We start from the raw sequence: 20250 nt of genomic DNA on the forward strand, positions 1-20250 counted from the left end.
CATAGAGGTGAGAACCGAACTTCTCACCGGTTCGTCCAAACCCGCAGACCACTTCGTCGGCGATGAGGAGGATATCGTATTTGTCGAGCACGCCTTGGATAGCGGTCCAATATCCTTTTGGGGGCGGAACGATGCCGCCTGTCCCAAGTACCGGCTCTCCGATAAACGCTGCAACGGTCTCCGGGCCTTCAGCGAGGATAAGTGCTTCAAGTTCGTCCGCGCAGCGTCTCGAGAACGCTTGCTCACTTTCGCCGTCATACGCTTGGCGATAGTGGTGCGGCGTCGTGGTATGGCGTACCAAGTCCAGCGGTAGGTCGAAGAAATTATGGAAGAAGGCAAGGCCTGTCAGGCTCCCGGTGAGCAGCCCAGACCCGTGATAGCCGCGGTGTCGCGAGATGATCTTCTTCTTTTCGGGGCGGCCCAGAATGTTGTTGTAGTACCAGACCAGCTTGATGTTGGTTTCGTTGGCGTCGGAGCCCGAAAGGCCGAAAAAGACCCTTCGCATGTTCTGACCAAAATACTCGACCACGGCCTCTGCCAAGAGGGCGACTGGCTCTGTTCCTTGACTTGCATAGACATGGGCGAACGGCAATTCGTGTGCTTGCTTAGCAATGGCTTCGGCAATTTCCGTGCAGCCATATCCCATATTGACGCAGTAGAGCCCACCGAAACCGTCGAGGCTCTTTCGGCCTTCGGTATCCCAGATGTATATGCCTTCCGCACCGACGATGATCCGATTTGGGGTCTCCCCTCGGCTGTGGTTGGCCAGATGCGTAGACGGATGAAAGACGAAGCTTCGATCCTTCTCTCTGAGTTGCTCGGTTCCCAGATTGCTCAACCGCATAGTCCCTCTCCTCGCGATGGATTGGCGAAAGGCACTCGGCCGGCCGCCTCCTTAGGCAATTAGCATACCAAAACCGCTTCTCCAGTTTCGCGGGAATGCACGTCATTCGCCGACGAATTCGCGGAATCGCGATCAAAAGCCGTGGAAACCACGCCCTCGGCGTTTACCTGGCTGCCTGGAGGCCGGTACCGTCATGCCGAGCGGGTCTGCCCTTACCCCTTCCAACGTGACAAGCCTAATACTCGAACGGATGCACATGACGCTGCCTTCCCCGAATCTCAGGCGGGTCGGCATGGGCATCATCACTTTCGCGACCTACGCAGGCTTCACCCGCGTTGGGGTCCAGGGGATTGCTCAACCTCCCACGGCCTTTGTCACGGGGCTTCGACCCAGCCAGTTGCCCGACCGAGCCGCTCGCTAGCTACCAGACCCATCGACTGGGTGGAACCTTCCTCCCTCTCGATACGGCCCTCGGGTGCGCACTGAGAAAGTTCGCGCTAGAGCACGTCCTGTGATCGATGAATCGATTGTGATGTGACGGCTGTGTAGCTGGTGGGGATAGCGGCAGCCGACATCTGACGGTAAGCCAACCAAGCGGTAACAGCCGCTCTGCTTCGGTTCTGGGATCACGGCAGGTAACGCTATGGATCCACAACGGCTCGGTGAGAAGCGACTGAAGGGTCAGCCGCGGCGAGAGCGAGCCCACCGGATCCTGGAACATCATTGCCATTCGACGGAGATAAGACTTGCGGTCGGCGGGTTTGAGGCCGATGAATTGTCCTTCGAAACGAATACCGCCGCTCAAGGCGGGCTGAAGGCCGATTATCTCCTGAGCGTGCCGAACACATCCGACGCTCGCCTGAATATCTCCGACAGTGCCCGGCAAAGGTCTTCACCAGGCCCGGTAAGCGTGACGCCAGCACCAAACCTTGCAACCAATGAAACGCCGAGTTCCTCCTCAATGGCTTTGATCCGTCGGCGAACGACGTCAGGAGCGACATTGAATTCGGAAGCAGCGAGTTCGAGCGACCGATGCCGTCCAAATGCCTCAAACATCTCCAGTTCGGTCAGAAAGGGCAGACTGTAATAAGGATGATCCATCAGACACTCACCAAATCAGTAGGCTGGCCGGAGATCTGTGGCCACCTATACTCCACGTTACAGACGCATCGCCGCGAGCTACGACCGCGTCCCAATCTCAGGCGCACGTTGATTCCACCGTCCGGCCCACCGAGAAGCAGGAGGCGTGCCACACCGAGACCTCTCGCCTTCCGACTTGGCGTGATTCCGCGCAACAACTTGGTTCGGTATTCGACATTGCTGTCCAAGTCCGCATAACGGCAGGTCGACTTAGCGCTGTAAGCCAAAAAAGGTGCACGCCCCTTCAGGCGTCCGCCACTCCGAACGTTCGGCCTGATCGGAACGCACCACTCCTTCGTACGTTCGGACGCCTCTCGGCCTGGCAGCTCAAATTGAAGATGAGGTGGCCGCCCAAGCTGCGGAGCAGCTCAGCGCCCGTGCCAGGCAGATTCCGCATTGCTGTCTAATGCCTTGCCCTAGGCGTTTGTGAAAGCGATGATGCCATTGGAACGGCGCACTTGGTGGGCGACGTATACCAATCATCAGTCGTGAGCGAGCGGCGTAGCGGGAATCATCGATGTTCCCGGCAAGCAGGTCCCTCACACGAATTGTTCGAAGGATCATCACTGACGACGAGGTCTGAAACAGGGTACGCTCGTGATAGGCTGCTGCTGAACGGCTGAGAGTGGTCGGGGTGGTGCGATCGGCGCCGTGGCCTCCGGCGAGCTGGACAGCACCCAGGACCGCTCTCGATCTCATCACACTCGCGGTAAACAGGACCCGCTTCGATCAACCGCCAGCCGAGCGCATCCGCGCCCAGCTTCTCTCCGAAATCATCGCCAGCGAGCGCGAAACTCACGGGATCACCGAGTGCGGCGGCGCAGACTATACGAGGCCCGTCAGTATTCGAGGCCCTACGGCACCAAGGAAGCATGGCCCACATGACGCCAGCGGAACCAAGCGCCTTCCACAAGCGAGCAAGAAGTGTCTGAACGGCGCCTATCTATCGACAATCTGGGTTCCTGCAGCTCGATTTCAGTGACCCTTCTCAGCCTGCAGGTCGACAAGCGGCATAGACTACATCCGGCGCCGCCCGGCCCTCTCGGGCAGGTGATGCTCGACCAGGTCAAGGCGGCGGCGAAGAAGCTGCTTTCGATTGAGCCGCCATTATGGGCGTGTGCCCGCGGCTCGCCGGTGTCCGGTGACAACGAATAATCTCGTGCCCTGCTGTCACCATTGGATATCGATATCGCAAAATCCGTCTTTTAGGCCCACGGTGCGGACCTCGGCTCGCCGGCTGCCGGGCGGGTGATCGAGCAGATCGATCCGGGCAAGGCAGAATTTGCGCCGCGAGGCCAGCAGGCCAGAATCATTTAGAGTAGCATCGCAAACGCCCGATGCCTCGGTCGGGTGACGGCGGACGAAGGGCCGGGCTCACCCTTCCGACGTGAAGTCGGTCCGCTGTTTCTTTCCGGAGACAAGCGTTGTCGCTGGGGCAGATCAAGGTCATAGATACGGCTCCATTGGCTTCTCGGCCACACGGAGTGCCCAGTAGTGTGCGCCCTCTTCTTCGAGGTATCTGCCGTCGTTCAGACACTGTAGAGACTCAAGGACACCCGCCTCCTCGAGACGCAGCACCTCATCTCCAAACGATGTCGCCTCGGCATAGCTCTTGCGGGCACTCACGACGACGAGTCCGTGCGGACGCGTAACGCGCGCCAGTTCGCGCAGACCCTCTGGACGGACATGCCCAAGGGTGAACACCCCGCAGCAGACAGTCATGTCATAACTTGCGTCGGGGTAACCAACGAGCGAACTGTTGAGGTCCACATTGCCTCGGACGTCGCGGTAAACCCCGGTTCCCCGCGCCTTCTCGACCATCGCTTCGGAGAGATCGAAGCCGTCGATTGACCGGAACCCGAGCCGTTCCAATTCTATGCCGACAAGACCCGTTCCGCAGCCCGCGTCCAGAATTTTGGTGGCTGCTCGCACGCGATCCACATACGCGGTCTGCAGTGCGCCTGTGAGCTCCGCTACGATGACCGGGCCACAATAGTGCTCGCGTTCAACATCCAGCTCATAGGAGTCGACCCATCTACGATAATACTTGGCCAGACGATCAGTGTCACCGTCAAGGGCGTGTGACTCCTTGATGCGCTTTTGTGCCTCGTCCTCGAGTGCAGTCTGTTTAATCGAGGTGTTCATGCAATTTCTCCGTGTGAATGAGATGCAACCTACCGCCTTCAGCAGCGGTGTGCGGTCCAAGATCTCTTGCCAGCATCACCTGATTTCTCCATTTGCGGGTTAAGGATTAGCTCTCGATGATGTTCGAGGAACTTATCTCACCCGACGATGACCATGACCATTAGTGACATCTGGGACAGAGATTGCAAGTTTGTATTTGTTAACTTGTGTTATTGATATTTCACGAATGCTTATACCATGACATAGAAAAATATTGAATTGTAACAAAAATATAAGACAAGCCTCTGTATCTTCCATTGATTAATTCTCACCGTCTGTCACACTGATTGCAGCTCTTGGCCATATGAGCATTCAATTCAGGCGAGCAACGCGCACCATTGAGTGCGCTTGCGAATACTGCTCCGTCATCGGGCAGCCTAACACTGCAACCGAGTGACACTTTGGCTGCACATAAGGGCCGGCGCTCAAAGCTCCACAAATGAACACCGACAGCACTCAGCATGGATGAAACACTATGGCTAAATCGAATGTTGCACAGCTAGACGATAGGCTTCGCGCACAGCGCCAGTCCTTCGACAAGGTTCCACTCGTCAACTTGGCTCCCCTCCTCGACGGGAGCGATCCGGGACAGGTAGCAAAGCAAATCCGATGGGCGCTGGCTAATGTTGGTTTCATGTATGTCAAGAACCACGGTGTGCCTGTGCGGCTTATTGACGAGTCCTTTGAGCAGGCCAGGGCGTTTTTCGATCTACCGACCATTGAGAAGATGAAGCTGCATGTCAGCAATTCAGGGGTGGCGATACGAGGGTACATCGAAGTTTTTGGCGAGAACACCGACCCGGCCAAGACTAAGGACCTGAAGGAGTGCTTTGACGTTGGCCCCGAGTGGCCGACCATTGAACGTCCCTTCTTCGGTCCCAACCAGTGGCCGATGGACCTGCTCGGCTTCCAGGAGACCGTTTTCTTATATCACGAGACGATGAAGGCACTCTCGATTAAGATACTGAGCGGCATCGCCCTCAGCCTTGACCTTGCTGCGGATTTCTTCGAACCGAAGATGAAGAATCCGATCTCCATTCAGCGATTGCTGCATTATCCGCCCCAGAGTGGAGTAGTCGACGAAAGCGTCATCGGCATTGGCGCGCATACAGACTATGGTAGCCTTACCATTTTAGCCCAGGACAGCGCCGGCGGGCTCCAGGTGATGAACCGCGACGGCGTTTGGGTTGAGGGCAATCCCATTCCCGACACCTTTGTCATCAATATAGGGGATCTGATCCAAAAGCTGACCAACGATTGCTACCTAGCCAATCTGCATAGGGTGGTGAACACGTCTGGACGGGAGCGCTATTCCCTTGCCTTCTTCATCGACGGAGACTGTGACGCCGTAATCACCCCTCTGGACAGTTGCGTCTCGGAGGACAACCCTCCACGATATCCGTCCATTACCTGCGGTGCGCACAAGTTCGCACGCTTCCTGGAGAGTTTTCCTCACTTGCAGAGAGAACACACCTCTGAACTCGTGGCTGATCGAACGGGGCGGCCCGCAGTTCTCTAGCTGTTTGACCCCACGCTTTGATGGTGCACCCATTTCCTCCGAATCGAAAGAGGCACTATGGGCCAGGGTTCTCCATGGGAGCGCCACGACGACAGAGGCGGTCCGTCGAGCGATATAACGTATGTTGTCTGGACGGCGCCCGCGGATCAAGAGTGGCGCAGTGGCGCGCCGTCGCCGACCAGATCCGGAAGGTGCCGAAGCTGGCGGGCATTTTCGATGACGCCGAACCGGACGTGCTGGCCTATATGACCTTCCCGAAGGAGCACCGGCCCAGCTTCACAGCACGAATTGCGGCGCGACAATGAAGCTGCGAGCGCGCATTGCCTCGCCTGAATTGTTCCTGGATGTTGATCCGTTGCCTCATCTGATTTGCTCCCCGCATTTGTGTAGCAGGAGCAAATCAGATGAGGCAGGTCAGCATGGCGACGCGGGATGAGCTGGTGAGCGCGGTAACGGAGCGCTACGCCCGGAGCGACCGGGCAGAGAAGTCGCGCATTCTCGATGAGTTCGTGGCGGTGAGCGGCTTTCACCGCAAGCATGCGATGCGCCTATTGCGCAACGGACCGCAGGTGGGCCGATCGGGGCCGCGGCCGGAGCGACGGCTTTATGACGATGCGGTTGGTGAAGCGCTGATCATGCTGTGGGAGGCCTCTGATCGGATCTGCGGGAAGCGGTTGAAAGCGCTGGTGCCGATCCTGGTCGAGGCGATGGAGCGTCACCGGCATCTTCAGCTTGCGCCCGAAATCCGGACGCGGCTTTTGGCGATGAGTGCGGCCACGATCGACCGCGCGATTCGCGCGATCCGCGAGACCGCAGGTGGAAAGAAGCGGCGCCGGAGCGCCGCTTCGTCGGCACTGCGGCGGAGCATTCCGATCCGCACCTTCTCCGACTGGCAGGATCCGCCGCCCGGCTTTGTGGAGGCCGACCTGGTGGCGCACAGCGGCCCGGTGACGAGCGGCAGCTTTGTGCAGACGCTGGTGCTCACCGACGTTGCGAGCGGATGGACGGAATGCGCGCCTTTGCTGGTCCGGGAGCAGAAGCTGCTGAGCGAGGTGCTGACGGAATTGCGGCGGCTGCTGCCGTTCGACCTTCTCGGCTTCGACACCGACAATGACAGCGTGTTCCTGAACGAGACGATGCGCGATTACTGCCAGGAAGCCGGGATCGCGTTCACGCGCTGCCGGCCGTACCGCAAGAATGACCAGGCTTTTGTCGAGCAGAAGAACGGTGCCGTGGTGCGCCGCATCGTCGGCTATCGCCGTCTGGAGGGGCTTGAAGCCGCTGCAGCCCTCGCGCAGCTCTATGCGACGGTGCGGCTGTTCGTGAACTTCTTCCAGCCCTCCTTCAAGCTGGCCGGAAAGGAGCGGGACGGCGCCCGCGTGCGCAAGCGTTATCATCGCCCGGCGACGCCATGCCAACGATTGCTGGGGGATCCGCGGACACCGGAACCGGTTCGCGCCGCACTGGCGCAAACATATGCGCGGCTGGACCCTGTCCGGTTGCTGAGCAAGATGCGGATGGCGCAGCAGCGCCTCGTCGACATCGCCGACAGGTCCGGCACGCCATCGGTTGTGGCGGCCGATCCGTCTCTCGACCGGTTCCTGTCGGGCCTGCGGACGGCTTGGAAGGAGGGTGAAATCCGCCCAACCGCGCAAGCCAAGCCGAAGCAAAAACGGGGCCGTCGGCGGCCGGATCCCTTCGCCCTCGTCACCAACGAATTGCAAGCGTGGTTTGACGAAGAACCCTGGCGGACGAGCCGCGAATTGCTGGAGCGTCTGCAGGCCGGAGCGTCCGGGGCAATATCCCGATCGTCTGCTGCGCACGTTGCAGCGCCGCTTGAAGATCTGGCGAAAGGAAAAGGCGCACCCAATGGTGTTCGGTGCGATGCAGTTCGAGCCAGCAATCGAGCCGATGACGAATTGATCCGGATCCCAGTCGTGGGGAACATTATGATGAGGCAACGGACATGTCGGTCGGGAGCATTCCACGGCGAGGCAATACGGCTTCTCATCAGAATTGTCGCGCCACAACGAATCCCATCGAGCGTCTCAATGGCGAGATCAAGCGCCGAATTGACATCGTCGGCATCTTTCCAAACGATGATGCCATCACCCGCCTGGTCGGCGCTCTGCTCCTAATGGGCCGTGCAGCGGGCCCGCTCCATGACACTGCAAACAATCAGCCAGATGAGCGATGATCGGCTCATCAGCCTGCCGGCAGTGGCGCGCTGATCATTCCGGCCCATGCCGGAGAGCGTGGCGACCAACGCCGTCAGCTACACCAATCCTGAGACACGATCCCCGCACTCGAACCGACTTGTTTAGTGCTGACCGACTTCCAGTGGATTGCGGTTTCGATTTTGCAAGGAGGCGCGGCGAGCTCGCTGGACACTTCAGCGCGGCGGCTTGATGAGATCGCAAGGGTCGACGTCAAGTGCTTTTGCCAGCCGACCGAGGATGGTTACGCTTGCAGAGACGCGGCTGCGCTCGATCGAGCCAACGTAGCGCATGCTGAGTTCTGCGCGTGCTGCCAATTCCTCCTGCGTCAGCCGCTGGACTTGGCGCAGGCGACGCATGTTGATGGCCATGACCTCCTTGAGATCCATGGCGCGATACGAACCAGAATCGGAACAATCGTTCTAGGAATGATCGTTCCTATTCGTTATAGAGCGTTGAGCGAACGCGCCGGTCAGAACTCAGCGGGCCGGCTGCACCCTGTTGCATTTAAACGGGTAGGGGTCAGTAATGATGGGCAAAATTGCAGATCAAGTCCCCTGGTCGGACAGCCTGACGGCTTATGACAAGGTGCATTTCACGATCTACATGCGGTTTCTGGATGCCGCGGCCGAAGAGGCCAGCTACGAGGAGATGGCGCATCTGATCTTGGGCATCGATCCGCAGCGGGAGCCTGAACGCGCCCGGAATGCGGCGCGCAGCCACCTCGATCGGGCGAACTGGATGGTGACGACCGGCTACAAGGAGCTGTTCGCCAGCTGAGGGAGGCGCGTTCCAAAGTCTGAGGGAGATGCCCAAAGCGCGTCGCGCTGAAACGGAACCAGGCGATGCGCTTCAGTCTTTGTTTTGATGGATGTCGTCTTGCATGTCCTTCTCCCAAAACCGCTGAGCACTTTTCTGCGCCATTCCTCAGCCGAGGAGGTCGGCATAGCCACCGTTCACGAAAGCATGGCCGCGACGAACGGCGCGGCGGATGCGGTCGCGCAAATGGTTGCGGGGATCGGCCCAGTCGGCACGGACCCGCGGCTCGCCGAGCACAGCTGCTGCAATGTCGCGGTAAGACGCCTTGGCAAGCGAGCCGTCAAGCGCCTGCAGGACGAAGCGCAAGCGCCGACCGCGTGCTTCGGGCGCAAAGAGTCTCGCTGGCAAGCGTGCCTGCGTAAGCAGGGTGTCCAGGCATTCGAGCGCCCAAAGCCGGTGCTTCGCCTGCCCGGCCGGCCAGATCGCGTCGGTACGCAGCAGGACAGGGCCGTCAAGCTCGGCACCCGCAATGGCAAGCTGCAGCTGCCGGCCGGCATGCTGCAGCAGAAGGTGCCGGGAGCCGTCGGCCAACCTCAGCACTATCGCACGGCATGGCAGCCTGGCCGGATCGAATGCCGGCATCGCAGGCGCGGCCAACGGCGGTTCGGCAATGACCGGCAGCACATGTGAGCATCGGCGCTGACACCAGAACACGGCCGCATCGTGCTGCAGGCTGGACGCGAAACAGAAGCCCCCAGCGCGACAGGTCGGTGGCCGAGGCAATGACCGCGAGCGATTGCGCAGCTTCATGCTGTCTGATCTGCCGCAAGGCAAGGTCGAGATCCTCCTGGAAGGCTGGATTGCGCCGCAGGAACTCCCAGGCCCAGTCACGCCGCGTCAGGTGAGTGGTGTAGTCGTAGGATCGTTCGTCGCGCCAACCCGGCCAGACGATGGTGCCAGGGATGAGCCTCATGATCCGTCGCCGCCGCAAGCCGGGAGATCACAGCCATGCGAGCCGTGCATTGCCGGCGCCTACAGCACCGGCCCGCCGAACCCGCCGTTGCGGCGAACGCCGTCGAGTCTGTTGGCGGAAACGTCGAGATACTCGGCCACGGCGCGGGTGTTGCCGATGGTATGTGGCTCGCCCAGCCGCTCGGGCGGCCAACCGACCCGACCAAGGATGCGCTCCATCCGCAGATCAGTGACGGTGACGATCCGCTCGAGTTTTCGCCACCGGCCGAACTCGATCATGCCGGCGAAGAGCTTATAGGTGGCCAGCCCGATACCCCCTGCCCCCTTGGCGGCCGAGGGCGGCAGGTCGAGCGCGAAACGGCTGCTTTCCCAGGTCCTTGGATCCCGCGGCGCTGGCTTTCCCCGCAATAGCAATGGGAAGCTGTCGCCAAGCATGGTCGGCCCGGTCGAGGCAAGCAGGCGCACGCAGCCGCAGACCTCACCGCTTGCACCGGGCAGCACCAGATAGTGCGGCTTTTGCGCATCAAAGGCGTCCAACTCGTAGCCGCCGCTGGTCTCGACCTCCCAGTCGAGCCGCTGCTTGAAGACACGGTGCCGCTGGCGGTGCATGGCGCGCAGTGCGTCGGCGAAGTCGCCGTACCATTCGGGCGCGATGAGCTGCAGCATGACTGTGGGCCTCCTGGCAAGAATGACCCTGCCATTGGAAGCCAAGCGTCAGGCCCAAACAGCCTGTGCAGCGGTACAGGTTAAAACGACTGCGTCAGCCGAAAACCTTCCTGGAGGCGGAGAAGCGCGCCACAGCCTGCGTGCGAGTGCGCACGCCGAGCTTCTTGATGGCGTTCTCAAGGTGGAAGGCGGCAGTCCGGCGCTTGACGCCCAGAATGCCACCAATGTCCCGGGCGGATTTACCCTGCACCGCCCATTCAAGGCACTCATACTCGCGAGCCGTCAGCTGAACGCCGTCAATCACCCGATCGGCAGAGAGCTTGCGGCGGACGCAGACGTGAAAGCAGGTCGCCAGGAATCGGAAAGCTTCTTCGTAGCGTTCGGCAACCCGTAGGAACGCCGGATCCAGCCTGTCGGCGGCAAAGCTCATGGCCGCAACGTTGCCGCGTTTGTCCTGGATCGGGATCGTCAGGCCGCAGCGAATGCCAAAAGCGGCCGCCTCGTCGAACAGCTTCCGCTCGAACTGCGACAGACTGGTCCGGCCGTCGTCAAGCCCCCACAGGAATAAGGACTGATCGCCCTTCGCCCGCTGAATCACCGGGTCGATCACGTGATAACGATTACTCAGATACCGAGATGTCCAGGGAGAGGGGTAATTCGAGATCAATCTTGGCCTTGCAGAGGTTCGCGGCGGTATCGATAGGTAGGCAAACCTGACGAGATCGAAGGCTGCGGCAGCGTGTGCCATGGCGTCACGGAAATCCTTCTCGTCGACGCTTTGAGACAGCCGTTCCAGGAACGTCTCGAAGATAAACTGCATAGCCTCGAAGCTCTCCGATACTTTTGCGACGCTATACTCCAATGGAGGGGTGAATGTGTAACTTGTAAAGTTTGGCTTCAGGCAACGCGTTTTGAATAACATGTCACGCCGCGCAATTCCCTGAGGTCACCAAAATTAGGCAAAAGGTCGGGTCTGGCGAGAGCGCCGTGCCAGCACCGGGAAGGACCGGCAGACGGAAGCGAAGAGAAGTCAGCGCGGGCTGAAATTCCTCAGCCAAGCCCCCGCCCGATCCAGGCGGGCGTGGTCAATCGAAGTTGTTGCGGTGAGATTCCATGTATGCTCTTGAAGCACTTTGAGAAATGCGACGACGAGACAAAGCCGCTGGCCAACGCTACATCGACCAGCGGAAGTCGGGTGCCTTCAATCAGTCGCTTTGCATGGTCGACCCTAAGTCTGAGATAGTGTTTGGCCGGAGTGGATCCTACATATGTCCCAAAGAGCCGCTCCAGCTGGCGCCTTGAAACACCGATGCGCTTGGATAGGTCTGACATCGCAATTGGAGACTCGATGTTCTCCTCCATAATTCTGATCGCGGCGATGAGGCACTCGCTGACACCAGCGAAGGCCACGCCCGAAGGACCGGTCTGACGGTTGGAGCCAGAGCGCTGCCCGTCTACTGTCGCATGCCTGCAAACTTCCTGCGCAATGAAAGCTCCAGCCTTGTTTGCGATGAGATCCACTGCAAGGTCGAATGCGGCCAACTCGCCGGCGCAGGTCGAATATTGCCCATCCTTGACGAATAGAGAGTCGCGTATGCGCGGCTGGTTAAAAACTTCGGAAAAAGCTGCTAGCCGCGACCAGTGGATCGTGCAGCGAGTACCTGCCAACAGGCCGGTCTGTGCCAGCAGCCATGTCGCGGTTCCGAAGGTCGATATGTCAACGCCTCTACGGGCCATCAGCCTCAAGAACCCGTTCAGTTGCGGCGTCAGTTGTCGCTCTACCGGTTCGCCCGCAACAAGTGCAAGTTGGCCAGGTCTGTGGGCCTCCAAGTTGGAGGCCAGTTCCTCGACGGTGACATCGACAGAAACCTTCAGGCCGTTCGCGCCTTCAACCGGTTGCGAGTCCATTCCCGCGATGCGCCATTCAAAAAGGGCGATCCTGGAGACCATATTTGCGAGGCGGAAGGGCTCTATGTAGGCGTGAAGCGCGAGGTGCGAGAAGCCCGACAGCACAAGAACAACTACATCAAACGGCCCATCGCCCGCCGCTGAAATCTCCGTCGCGGCCAGCGACTTCATAGCGGTGATGTTGGCGGGCGCATTCATTACGGACCGTAGATGGCGATCGGTTTGCCGAACATGCCGGGCTCGGGTTTCACGCCCAGCCCCGGCCGCTGTGGCACGGCGATGTGACCCTGACTTATGACAACCGGGTTCTTCGCGTCGAAATGTCCCTCGATATATTCCTGCGCGATCCAGGCGCCTTCCATGCGGCGCGGCTCGACCGTGGCCGCAAGATGCACGCAGGCCGCCGCGATGATGTCGCCGCCCCAGGCGTCGTCGCAGCTGTGCGGCAGCGAGCGGATGGCGCAGAGGTCGCGCACCGTCGTCATCTTCGTCAAGCCGCCGAGGCGCGTGACCTTGAAGCCGAAGCCGTCGGCGATGCCCAACGAGATTGCCCTGAGCACCGCGTTCTGGTCCTCGGTGCTTTCGTCGAGATAGACCGGATGCGTGACGCGGCCTTTCAGCGTCGCGATCTCATCCATCGTGTTGCAGGGCTGCTCGAAGACGAATGGGATCGCCTGGCAGAGCCGGTCCAGATGGATCGCGGCCACGACCGTCAGGCCCCTATTGCCGTCGACCGCGATCCGCGCCTTGTAGCCGACCGCTTCCCAGACCTTGTGGACGACGGCGACGTCTTCTTCGAGATTGCGCCCGCCGATCTTCACCTGCAGGCGAGGGTAACCGGCCTTCACCTTGTCGGCGGCGATGCGGGCGGTCTCGTCGGGCGACCCGACAATCAGCGAATAATAGGCCGGCACGCGCTCGGTCAGCGCTCCGCCCAACAGCGTCGAGACCGGCACGCCGAGCTTTTGGCCAAGCAGGTCGAGAAAGGCCATGTCGAAGGCGGCCTTGGCGTAGCCGTGCCCGTTCAGACGCTCGTCCATCTGCTTGGCGAGCAGCCTAATCGAGGCGATCTCCGAACCGATCAGTCCCGGGGCGATTTCGGCGATGGCCGCCCGGGCGCCGAGCGCATGATGCGGCTGGTAGATCGGTCCGATCGGGCATGTCTCGCCCCAGCCTACCAATCCGTTGGTTGTTACAATTTCGATAAGGGTGCTGTTCAACGCCTCCACGTCGTCGCTCGCCATGCGGTAGGCTCCGCCTTTGACGGGCAGTTGCGCTGAGTAGATATTGATCCGATCGATGCGCATAACTCAGTATTCCTCGTTGAGGGCGTCGACCGCGGGAATCTCGCGCGATCGCCGTTCGATGTAGGCGCGCAACTCCTCCTCTTTCGCAACATCGAGCGTGGGCTCTTCATACTCGGCGAGAAGCCTGCGGGCATGCTCCAGCGCGCGCTGCTTGATGTCCTTGGCACCGTCCACATACCACTGTTCGATCGAGTTGTTGTCGAACAGCTTCGGGATAAAGAATGCCCGTTCGAAGTTAGCTTGCGTATGCGGATGGCCGAGATAGTGGCCCCCTGGCCCGACGTCTCGCACCGCGGAAAGGGCCTCGTCGAAATCGTCCCACTGAATGCCTTGCGTCATGCGATAGCCCATCGAGCAGACCTCGGCGTCGACGACGAATTTCGCGATGGAGCAATGCATGCCGGCTTCGTTCCATCCTGCCGAATGCCAGATGTAGTTGGCACCCGACATGAGCACCGCCATCATGGTCATAGCGCTCTCATAACCGGCCTGCGCATCGAAGACCTTGGCGCCGCCGAGCAGGTTCGACGTGCGCCACGGCACGTTGTAGCGGCGGGCCATCTGGCCGATCATGAAGTTCATCAGCGATATCTCCGGCGTCCCGGCCATCGGTGCTCCCGATTGCATCGACACCGTCGAAAGATAGTGCCCGTAGATCGCTGGACACCCCTTGCGTATCACCTGGGTGTAGGCCAGCGCCGAAAGTGCCTCTGCATTGAGCTGTGCCACCGCTGCCGCGGTGGAGGCAGGAGTGTTCGCTCCGCCGAGAACGAAGGGCGAGCACAATACCGGTTGGTTGCGCCGGCAGAAGGCGCGCATGGCGCCAAGCATCACCTGGTCCCAGACCAGCGGCGAGTTACCGTTGCAGTTGCCCGTTGTGACCGCATGGGTCTCGAGAAACCCTTCGCCGAACAGGATCTCGCACATATCGAGCACGTCCTCGGCATTCTTCGGCGAGGTCGTCATGCCCATGAACATCTTGTCGGAATGCTTCATTGATGAATAGGTGATGTGCAGGTGCCGATGCGCCACGACGATGTCCATCGGCTCGACGATATGGTGCGCCGATGAATGCAGCGCCGGCATCATGTGCGCCAGCTTGTGGAAGGTGCCAAGATCAGCAATCGTCGGGCCGCGCCTGACGTCATCGAGGTCGCGCATATAGGGCGCGCCGGTCATCGGCACGAAGATCGACTTCGGCCCACCGAGTTCGACATTTTTCGTCGGGTCGCGGGCGAAATATTCGATCCTGGAAGGGATGGTCTTGATGAGCTCCATGACCAGGCCGCGGTCAAGATAAACCCGGTCATCAGCTCGCACGTCGGCGCCGGCCCTCTTCCAGTCCTCAATCGCGATCGGGTCGCGAAACACCACGCCGACGTTTTCGAGGATGGCGAGCGAAGCCTCGTGGATGCGCTCGACCTGCTCGGCATCCATCGGCTCGACAACCGGCAGGCCGCGCTTCAGCGTCGGCAGCATGTCGATCTTCGGCGCCGTGCGGATCGTCCGCCGAGCCTCGCGGCCACCTCTACGAGAAACTTGCAACTGCGCGGTCATTTCGGCCTCCAATAGTCGGTGCGGCCCGTGAAGCCGCGCCGCAACTATTGCAGGAAGACCGCGACATGACCTACTGCAAAAGTCTCACGCGTCTGTTGACTAAACTGCGACCCGAGCCCACCCAGAGCTGAGCAATCACGTCTCCACAATTCATTGCCTTAGATCCCTGCGCCTTTGGCGGCACGATGTTTGAGGCGTCGGACTCTGATTGGACGGCGTCGCAAACCGCGAAGGATGCATGGTCGAGTTCTTCTATTTCTGCCGCACGGCAGCCTCATACTTCTTGGTTTTGATACCTGTGGCGGCTCTTGCCCTAAGCTCCGTGCCGCGCAATCATCGGCAAGGAGGAGAAAAAGATGGTTCGCCGCTATTACGACCTGCCGTCCTTGACCGCCCTGGCCGTTTTCGAGGCGTCTGCCCGGCATCTGTCGTTTAAACTGGCAGCTGCAGAACTGAACGTGACGCCTGGGGCCGTCAGTCGGCAGATCAAGGGGATCGAGGAGGAACTCGGCGTCCTGTTGTTTACGCGCTTGGCAGCTGGGGTAGCTCTCACAAGTGCCGGAGAGGATCTCTACGGCGTTTTGGCAAGCAGCTTTTCGCGAGCGGCCGAAATCGTTCGCAACGTGAAGCGTGGCGACCGTTCCAAGAATGTTACCCTGGCGTGCACAGACGCCTTTGCGTCGATGTGGCTAATCCCTCGGATGCCGGACTTTTGGATGCGGTATAAAGACATATCGGTCGATCACCTGATCTCGGATAGCCCACGGGACTATCGCCGCGCCGAGGTCGAACTTCGCATCCGCTACGGATTCGGATCTTGGCCTGACGAGAATGCCGAGCTTCTTTTCGACGAAACGATCTATCCCGTTTGCGGACCGGCATTCGCAAGCACGCATCGGGATACCACCGCCGAATCCCTTGCAGACTTGCCGCTTCTCCACGTCGACTGGGTTGACCCAGATTGGTCCGGGTGGGATGAGGTCCTGCGGCGTGCGGGTGTCCAACATGGTCCGACCCGAGGTCGCCGTTTCGGCAAATTCTTCGTGGCCCTTCAAGCTGCGCAAGCTGACCAGGGGGTTGCCGTTGGCTGGCACCGTCTGGTCAAGGCGCAGATTGACGAAGGCAAACTGGTCAGATTGACGGATCTCGAGCTGCCTGCCCCTGGTGGCTACTATCTCACCTGGAACCGCAATCGGACGCTTTCCCCGGCTGCCGAACGTTTGCTTGGCTGGCTCCGGGAAGCCGCTGCGCAAGAGCGACAGAGCTAGAACTCTTTCCCAGCCCTGCGTTGCATCGCCCACAGCTTCAGCGGCGCTCCGATCGACATTAAAGGTTCCGGATAAAGTCGAGACGGAGCCGGCTCGTTCAGAGCGTCCGCGACCATCGGCTGATCACTACCGGCGGCGATGTCTGCCGCCAGCATTCCGTAGAGCGTGCCTTGCACAGTTCCAAGGCCATTGCAACATCCGGCGACGAATACCCTGTCCTCAACCTCCCCGAACGCGGGCGCGGAATTGAGGGAAAGGCACAAATGGCCGCCCCATCGAAACTCCATCGGTATGTCGCCCAGCATCGGGAAGCGCGCCCGGAAAGATCGATCGTGCGCCGCGCCGATGCGGTCTATCTGCTTCTCATTGGTCGACATATTCGGGTTGTAGGTGAAGGTGTTGCGCACCACGATGCGGTCCCCGATGCGGCGGATGGTAGAGCCCATTGGGTCGGCCGGGATCAGGCCCCAATTTGACTCGCCGCCCAGCGCCGTCTGCTCGCCTTTGGAAAGCGACCTCGTCATGCTGGCATAGGTGAAGACATGCAGCAGGTGTTTCTTGTAGAAGCCGAAACTTTCGAGATGGCCGTTGACGGTCAGGATCAGCCGCGGCGCGGTGATCTCGCCTTCGGCTGTCTTCGCCCTATGGAGTTTGCCCGTATTGAGCGACGTGACTGGCGAGTTCTCGAATATCTTCACTCGGCTCGACAAGCCTTCGGCTAAGCCACGGATGAAGCCTGCTGGCTGCGCCATCACCGTGCCCGGCGTGAATGTGCCTCCGACGAAGAAGTCGGTTCCGGTCACCGCCTTCAATTGAGGTCCATCGAGCCGCTCAAACGACTCGCCGAGGCAAGTCAGATGGTTCTCGAATTCACGCAGGACATCGAGGCCGTGTTCGGTTGCAGCGCCATGGAACTTACCGGCGCGAACGAAGAAGCGCTCCAGCCCGTATTCATCCGCACCCGCGGCTGAGAACTCGATTGCCGCGCGGTTCATCCGAATTCGCTTGCGATCGTGATCCTGGCTGCCGCCGTAATTCTCACCACCAAGTTCATGCGGCAGATCGATCAGGAAGCCCGAATTCCGCCCAGCGGCGCCCCAGCCGACGCGCTGGGCATCGACGACGACGATGCGGTCGCCCGGCACGAGCTGCGATAAGCGCCGCGCGGCCGCCAATCCTGCGAACCCGGCTCCAATGATGAGCCAGTCCGCTTCGTGACGACCGCGCAGCACCTGGGGTGCCTTGGGAGGCGGAAGGAGCCCGTACCAGCCGGACATGTTGATGTCGGCAGGCGTTCTTACGGCCTGAAATACGGTCATGGTTTTCGTCTAGTCGACGGCGCGAGAAACCTTCGGATCAGAAATATCCGCCCAGATGGTCTTCAGCTCGGTGTACTGGTCATGCGCATGCAGTGACTTGTCGCGCCCGCCGAAGCCCGACAGCTTGTAACCGCCGAAGGGTGTCGAGATGTCTCCTTCACCATAGCAGTTGATGGTCACCGTTCCGGCGCGGATGTCGCGCGCGATGCGATGCGCCTTGCCGACATTGGCGGTGAAGATCGAGGCTGACAGTCCGTATTTCGTGTCGTTGGCAACACGGACAGCCTCGTCGGCGTTGGCCACCTTGATGACCGACAGCACCGGTCCGAAGATTTCCTCCCGGGCAATCGTCATTTCGGGCGTGACGTCGTCGAAGACGGTCGGCTCGATGAAATAGCCTTTGCCGTGCTTGTGGGCATTGCCGCCGGCCACGACCTTGGCGCCTTGCGCGCGGCCTTTCTTGATGTAGCCCATGATGCGGTCGAACTGTTCTTTGGACACGATGGCGCCGAGCCGGTTACCCGGATCCAGCGGCTCGCCCAAAGGCCATTCCGTGAGCTTGTAGTGCACCGCCTCGATCAGACGGTCCTTGATCTTTTCGTGCACGATCAGGCGGGAATTGGACGAGCAGTTCTCGCCCATGTTCCAGAACACCGCCTGGGTGACGTGCTGCGCCACGACGTCGAGGTTCTCGGCGTCATCGAGCACGATGCACGGATTCTTTCCGCCACATTCGAGCACAATGCGCTTGAGGTTGGACTTGGCGGAATATTCCAGGAATTTGCGGCCAATATCGGTTGATCCGGTGAAAGCGACCATGTCGATATCTGGATGCAGGCCAAGCGCCTTGCCGGTGACCTCGCCCGGGCCGGTGACGATCTGCAGGACGCCAGCCGGCAGGCCGGCCTCGTGCGCCAGCTCGGCGATCCGCAAGGTGGACATGTTGGTCTGCTCGGCGGGCTTGACGATGACAGAGTTGCCGGTCGCAAGCGCCGGGCCGATTTTCCAGGCCAGCATCAGGATCGGGAAATTCCAGGGCAGAACGCAAGCGACCACGCCGAGCGGCTGACGCACGATCATCGACACGACGTCATCGCCTGAAGGTGAGGTCTGACCGTAGAGCTTGTCGGCGGCTTCCGCATGCCATTCCAGGCAATGTAAAGCCTCGGGAATGTCGATGGTTTCCACGTCGTAGATCGGCTTGCCGCTTTCGAGCGTCTCGAGCACGGCGAGCTCATGGGCGTTTCGCTCCATCAGCTTGACCAGGCGCCGCAGCACTTTCTTGCGCTCGCTCGGATGCGCACGCGACCAGGCGCCCGATTCAAACGCCAGCCGGGCCTTTTCGACGGCGAGGTCGACGTCGGCCTCGCCGCATGAGGCGATCCTGGCGATGACCTCTCCCGTCGCCGGATTGATGGTCTCGAATGTGTCGCCTGATTGCGCCGCCAGTGCCTTGCCGTCGATCACCGCATTTGTTGGCAGCGGCAGGCTGTCCGCCAGATTCTGGTACTCATCACGCGTTAATAGCGATGACATTCTCGGAAGCCCTCTTTTGCGATTTTGCAGTGATTGACGCGATGACGGCTTTCAGCGTGCGGATCGTCGTCTCGAGTTCCCACTTCTGCTCTTCGTCGAGCGCGCGCATCGGCCGCCTCACCGGACCCGCGGGCAGCCCGGCCAACTCGCACGCGAACTTGATGCTCTGAACGAACTTGCCGCCCTGTTCGAGAACGCGCATCAAGGGCAGCAGCGCCGACATGATCTGCCGACCCTTGGTGAAATCCTTCTCGATGACGCAGGCTTGGTAGAGCGCGATGTGTTCCGCCGGCAGGCAATTGCCGGCGCCGCAGACCCAGCCCTTGGCGCCCCAGGCGAAGAACTCCAGCGCCTGATCGTCCATGCCGCAGAACAGGTCGATATGCGGATAGTCGCGCGCTAGCGCGTGCAGCTGGTTCATGCTGCCGCTGGATTCCTTGATGGCGCAAAAATTGGTGCTGCGGCCGACCCGATCGAGGAATTCGAGGTCCATCATCGTGCCGGTGCGGCCGGGATAATTGTAGAGCATCACCGGCAGACTGGCGGCCTTGTCGATCGCCAGCGCATGATTGGCGAGTTCGAGCTGCGTCGGCACCGCGTAGTACGGCGAGCCGATCAGGATGCCGTCAAATTGCAGATCCTTTGCGATCAGCGCGTATTCGATGCAGTCTTCAGTACGGATCGCGCCGACGCCGGCGATCAGCGGCACCTTGGCCTTCACCATATTCCTAGCGAGCTTCAGCAGGCCGACACGTTCGTCGCGCGATTGAGCGTAGTATTCGCCGGTGGTGCCGCCGACGATGATGCCGTGCACGCCCGACGCAACAAGATGCTCGACCATGATGCAAAAGCCGTCACGATCGATCGATCCGTCCGCATGAAACGGCGTGGTGATCGGCGGAATAATGCCTTTGAACGACATCGGCCTGACTCCAATTTGGCTTCAAGCTCGCCGTTATATGCAAGGTTTGCGCAGCCGGCAGTCGAAATAAAATCACGCGGCAGGCTACTTTTTTGCATAGTGGGTCTGTACCACAGGGGCGTAGCGCAGCGAT

General features: G+C 60.3%; 17 protein-coding genes and 3 pseudogenes. 7 read left to right on the plus strand and 13 right to left on the minus strand.

Features of this window, described 5'->3' with window-relative positions:
* Both CK215_RS28575 and CK215_RS28580 read right to left on the minus strand, forming a co-directional pair.
* Positions 1–844, minus strand: an 844-nt coding sequence (locus CK215_RS28575; protein ID WP_141245564.1) for an aminotransferase class III-fold pyridoxal phosphate-dependent enzyme, incomplete at its 3' end; no start/stop codon positions are given.
* Between the two features lie 822 nt (positions 845–1666).
* On the minus strand, positions 1667–1945 hold the full coding sequence (locus tag CK215_RS28580; RefSeq protein WP_095832912.1) for a LysR family transcriptional regulator: 279 nt from the start codon (positions 1943–1945) through the stop codon (positions 1667–1669).
* Positions 1946–2962: 1017 nt separating this feature from the next.
* Between CK215_RS28580 and CK215_RS31505 the strand changes: the two genes are divergently transcribed.
* Positions 2963–3139 carry a hypothetical protein gene (locus CK215_RS31505; protein ID WP_170950425.1) on the plus strand — a complete coding sequence of 59 codons (177 nt, stop codon included), beginning with the start codon at positions 2963–2965 and terminating at the stop codon, positions 3137–3139.
* Between the two features lie 291 nt (positions 3140–3430).
* Here CK215_RS31505 and CK215_RS28585 read toward each other — a convergent pair whose 3' ends face one another.
* Positions 3431–4129 carry a class I SAM-dependent methyltransferase gene (locus CK215_RS28585; RefSeq protein ID WP_095832913.1) on the minus strand — a complete coding sequence of 233 codons (699 nt, stop codon included), beginning with the start codon at positions 4127–4129 and terminating at the stop codon, positions 3431–3433.
* A 514-nt stretch (positions 4130–4643) separates the two neighbouring features.
* Between CK215_RS28585 and CK215_RS28590 the strand changes: the two genes are divergently transcribed.
* The 4 genes and pseudogenes from CK215_RS28590 to CK215_RS28605 form a co-directional block, all read left to right on the plus strand.
* Positions 4644–5687 carry a 2-oxoglutarate and iron-dependent oxygenase domain-containing protein gene (locus CK215_RS28590; protein ID WP_095832914.1) on the plus strand — a complete coding sequence of 348 codons (1044 nt, stop codon included), beginning with the start codon at positions 4644–4646 and terminating at the stop codon, positions 5685–5687.
* A 155-nt stretch (positions 5688–5842) separates the two neighbouring features.
* Positions 5843–5976 (plus strand): annotated as a pseudogene (locus tag CK215_RS28595) (transposase); the annotation flags it as partial.
* A gap of 115 nt (positions 5977–6091) precedes the next feature.
* Positions 6092–7610: pseudogene (locus CK215_RS28600) on the plus strand (transposase family protein).
* Between the two features lie 103 nt (positions 7611–7713).
* Positions 7714–7918 (plus strand): annotated as a pseudogene (locus CK215_RS28605) (transposase); the annotation flags it as partial.
* Between the two features lie 161 nt (positions 7919–8079).
* On the opposite strand, the gene CK215_RS28610 reads toward CK215_RS28605, so the two are convergent.
* Positions 8080–8292 (minus strand): helix-turn-helix transcriptional regulator, encoded by a 213-nt coding sequence (locus CK215_RS28610; RefSeq protein ID WP_095832915.1) that lies wholly within the window; start codon positions 8290–8292, stop codon positions 8080–8082.
* A gap of 139 nt (positions 8293–8431) precedes the next feature.
* On the opposite strand from CK215_RS28610, the gene CK215_RS28615 reads away from it, so the two are divergent.
* Complete coding sequence (locus tag CK215_RS28615) at positions 8432–8683, plus strand: DUF2285 domain-containing protein (RefSeq protein WP_095832916.1); 252 nt, start codon at positions 8432–8434, stop codon at positions 8681–8683.
* A gap of 147 nt (positions 8684–8830) precedes the next feature.
* On the opposite strand, the gene CK215_RS28620 is transcribed toward CK215_RS28615, so the two are convergent.
* The 6 genes from CK215_RS28620 to CK215_RS28645 form a co-directional block, all read right to left on the minus strand.
* Positions 8831–9472 carry a DUF2285 domain-containing protein gene (locus CK215_RS28620; protein ID WP_095832917.1) on the minus strand — a complete coding sequence of 214 codons (642 nt, stop codon included), beginning with the start codon at positions 9470–9472 and terminating at the stop codon, positions 8831–8833.
* Between the two features lie 222 nt (positions 9473–9694).
* Complete coding sequence (locus CK215_RS28625; RefSeq protein WP_095832918.1) at positions 9695–10300, minus strand: acyl-homoserine-lactone synthase; 606 nt, start codon at positions 10298–10300, stop codon at positions 9695–9697.
* A 94-nt stretch (positions 10301–10394) separates the two neighbouring features.
* The gene (locus tag CK215_RS28630) at positions 10395–11120 is read right to left on the minus strand and encodes a LuxR family transcriptional regulator (RefSeq protein ID WP_095832933.1); all 726 of its coding nucleotides are present in this window, start codon (positions 11118–11120) and stop codon (positions 10395–10397) included.
* 230 nt (positions 11121–11350) lie between these two features.
* On the minus strand, positions 11351–12406 hold the full coding sequence (locus CK215_RS28635) for a GlxA family transcriptional regulator (protein WP_095832919.1): 1056 nt from the start codon (positions 12404–12406) through the stop codon (positions 11351–11353).
* A complete protein-coding gene (locus CK215_RS28640) occupies positions 12406–13515 on the minus strand; it encodes a mandelate racemase/muconate lactonizing enzyme family protein (RefSeq protein ID WP_095832920.1) in 1110 nt (369 codons plus the stop codon). Before CK215_RS28640 ends, CK215_RS28635 begins: the two co-directional genes overlap by 1 nt.
* A gap of 3 nt (positions 13516–13518) precedes the next feature.
* Complete coding sequence (locus CK215_RS28645; RefSeq protein WP_095832921.1) at positions 13519–15072, minus strand: trimethylamine methyltransferase family protein; 1554 nt, start codon at positions 15070–15072, stop codon at positions 13519–13521.
* 356 nt (positions 15073–15428) lie between these two features.
* On the opposite strand from CK215_RS28645, the gene CK215_RS28650 reads away from it, so the two are divergent.
* Positions 15429–16340, plus strand: coding sequence for a LysR substrate-binding domain-containing protein (locus tag CK215_RS28650; protein WP_095832922.1), 912 nt, complete (start codon positions 15429–15431; stop codon positions 16338–16340).
* Here CK215_RS28650 and CK215_RS28655 read toward each other — a convergent pair.
* The 3 genes from CK215_RS28655 to CK215_RS28665 are packed head-to-tail and all read right to left on the minus strand — an operon-like array spanning position 16337 to position 20117.
* Entirely contained in the window at positions 16337–17659 is a 1323-nt protein-coding gene (locus tag CK215_RS28655; RefSeq protein ID WP_095832923.1) for an FAD-binding oxidoreductase, read from the minus strand. The genes CK215_RS28650 and CK215_RS28655 overlap by 4 nt on opposite strands.
* Before the next feature lie 9 nt (positions 17660–17668).
* A complete protein-coding gene (locus tag CK215_RS28660; RefSeq protein ID WP_095832924.1) occupies positions 17669–19195 on the minus strand; it encodes an aldehyde dehydrogenase in 1527 nt (508 codons plus the stop codon).
* Positions 19173–20117, minus strand: a complete 945-nt coding sequence (locus CK215_RS28665) for a dihydrodipicolinate synthase family protein (RefSeq protein WP_095832925.1) — start codon at positions 20115–20117, stop codon at positions 19173–19175. The genes CK215_RS28660 and CK215_RS28665 overlap by 23 nt, the downstream gene beginning before the upstream one ends.
* Positions 20118–20250: the final 133 nt, after the last annotated feature.

The sequence above is a fragment of the Mesorhizobium sp. WSM3864 genome (assembly GCF_002294955.1).
Taxonomy (GTDB): Bacteria; Pseudomonadota; Alphaproteobacteria; order Rhizobiales; family Rhizobiaceae; genus Mesorhizobium.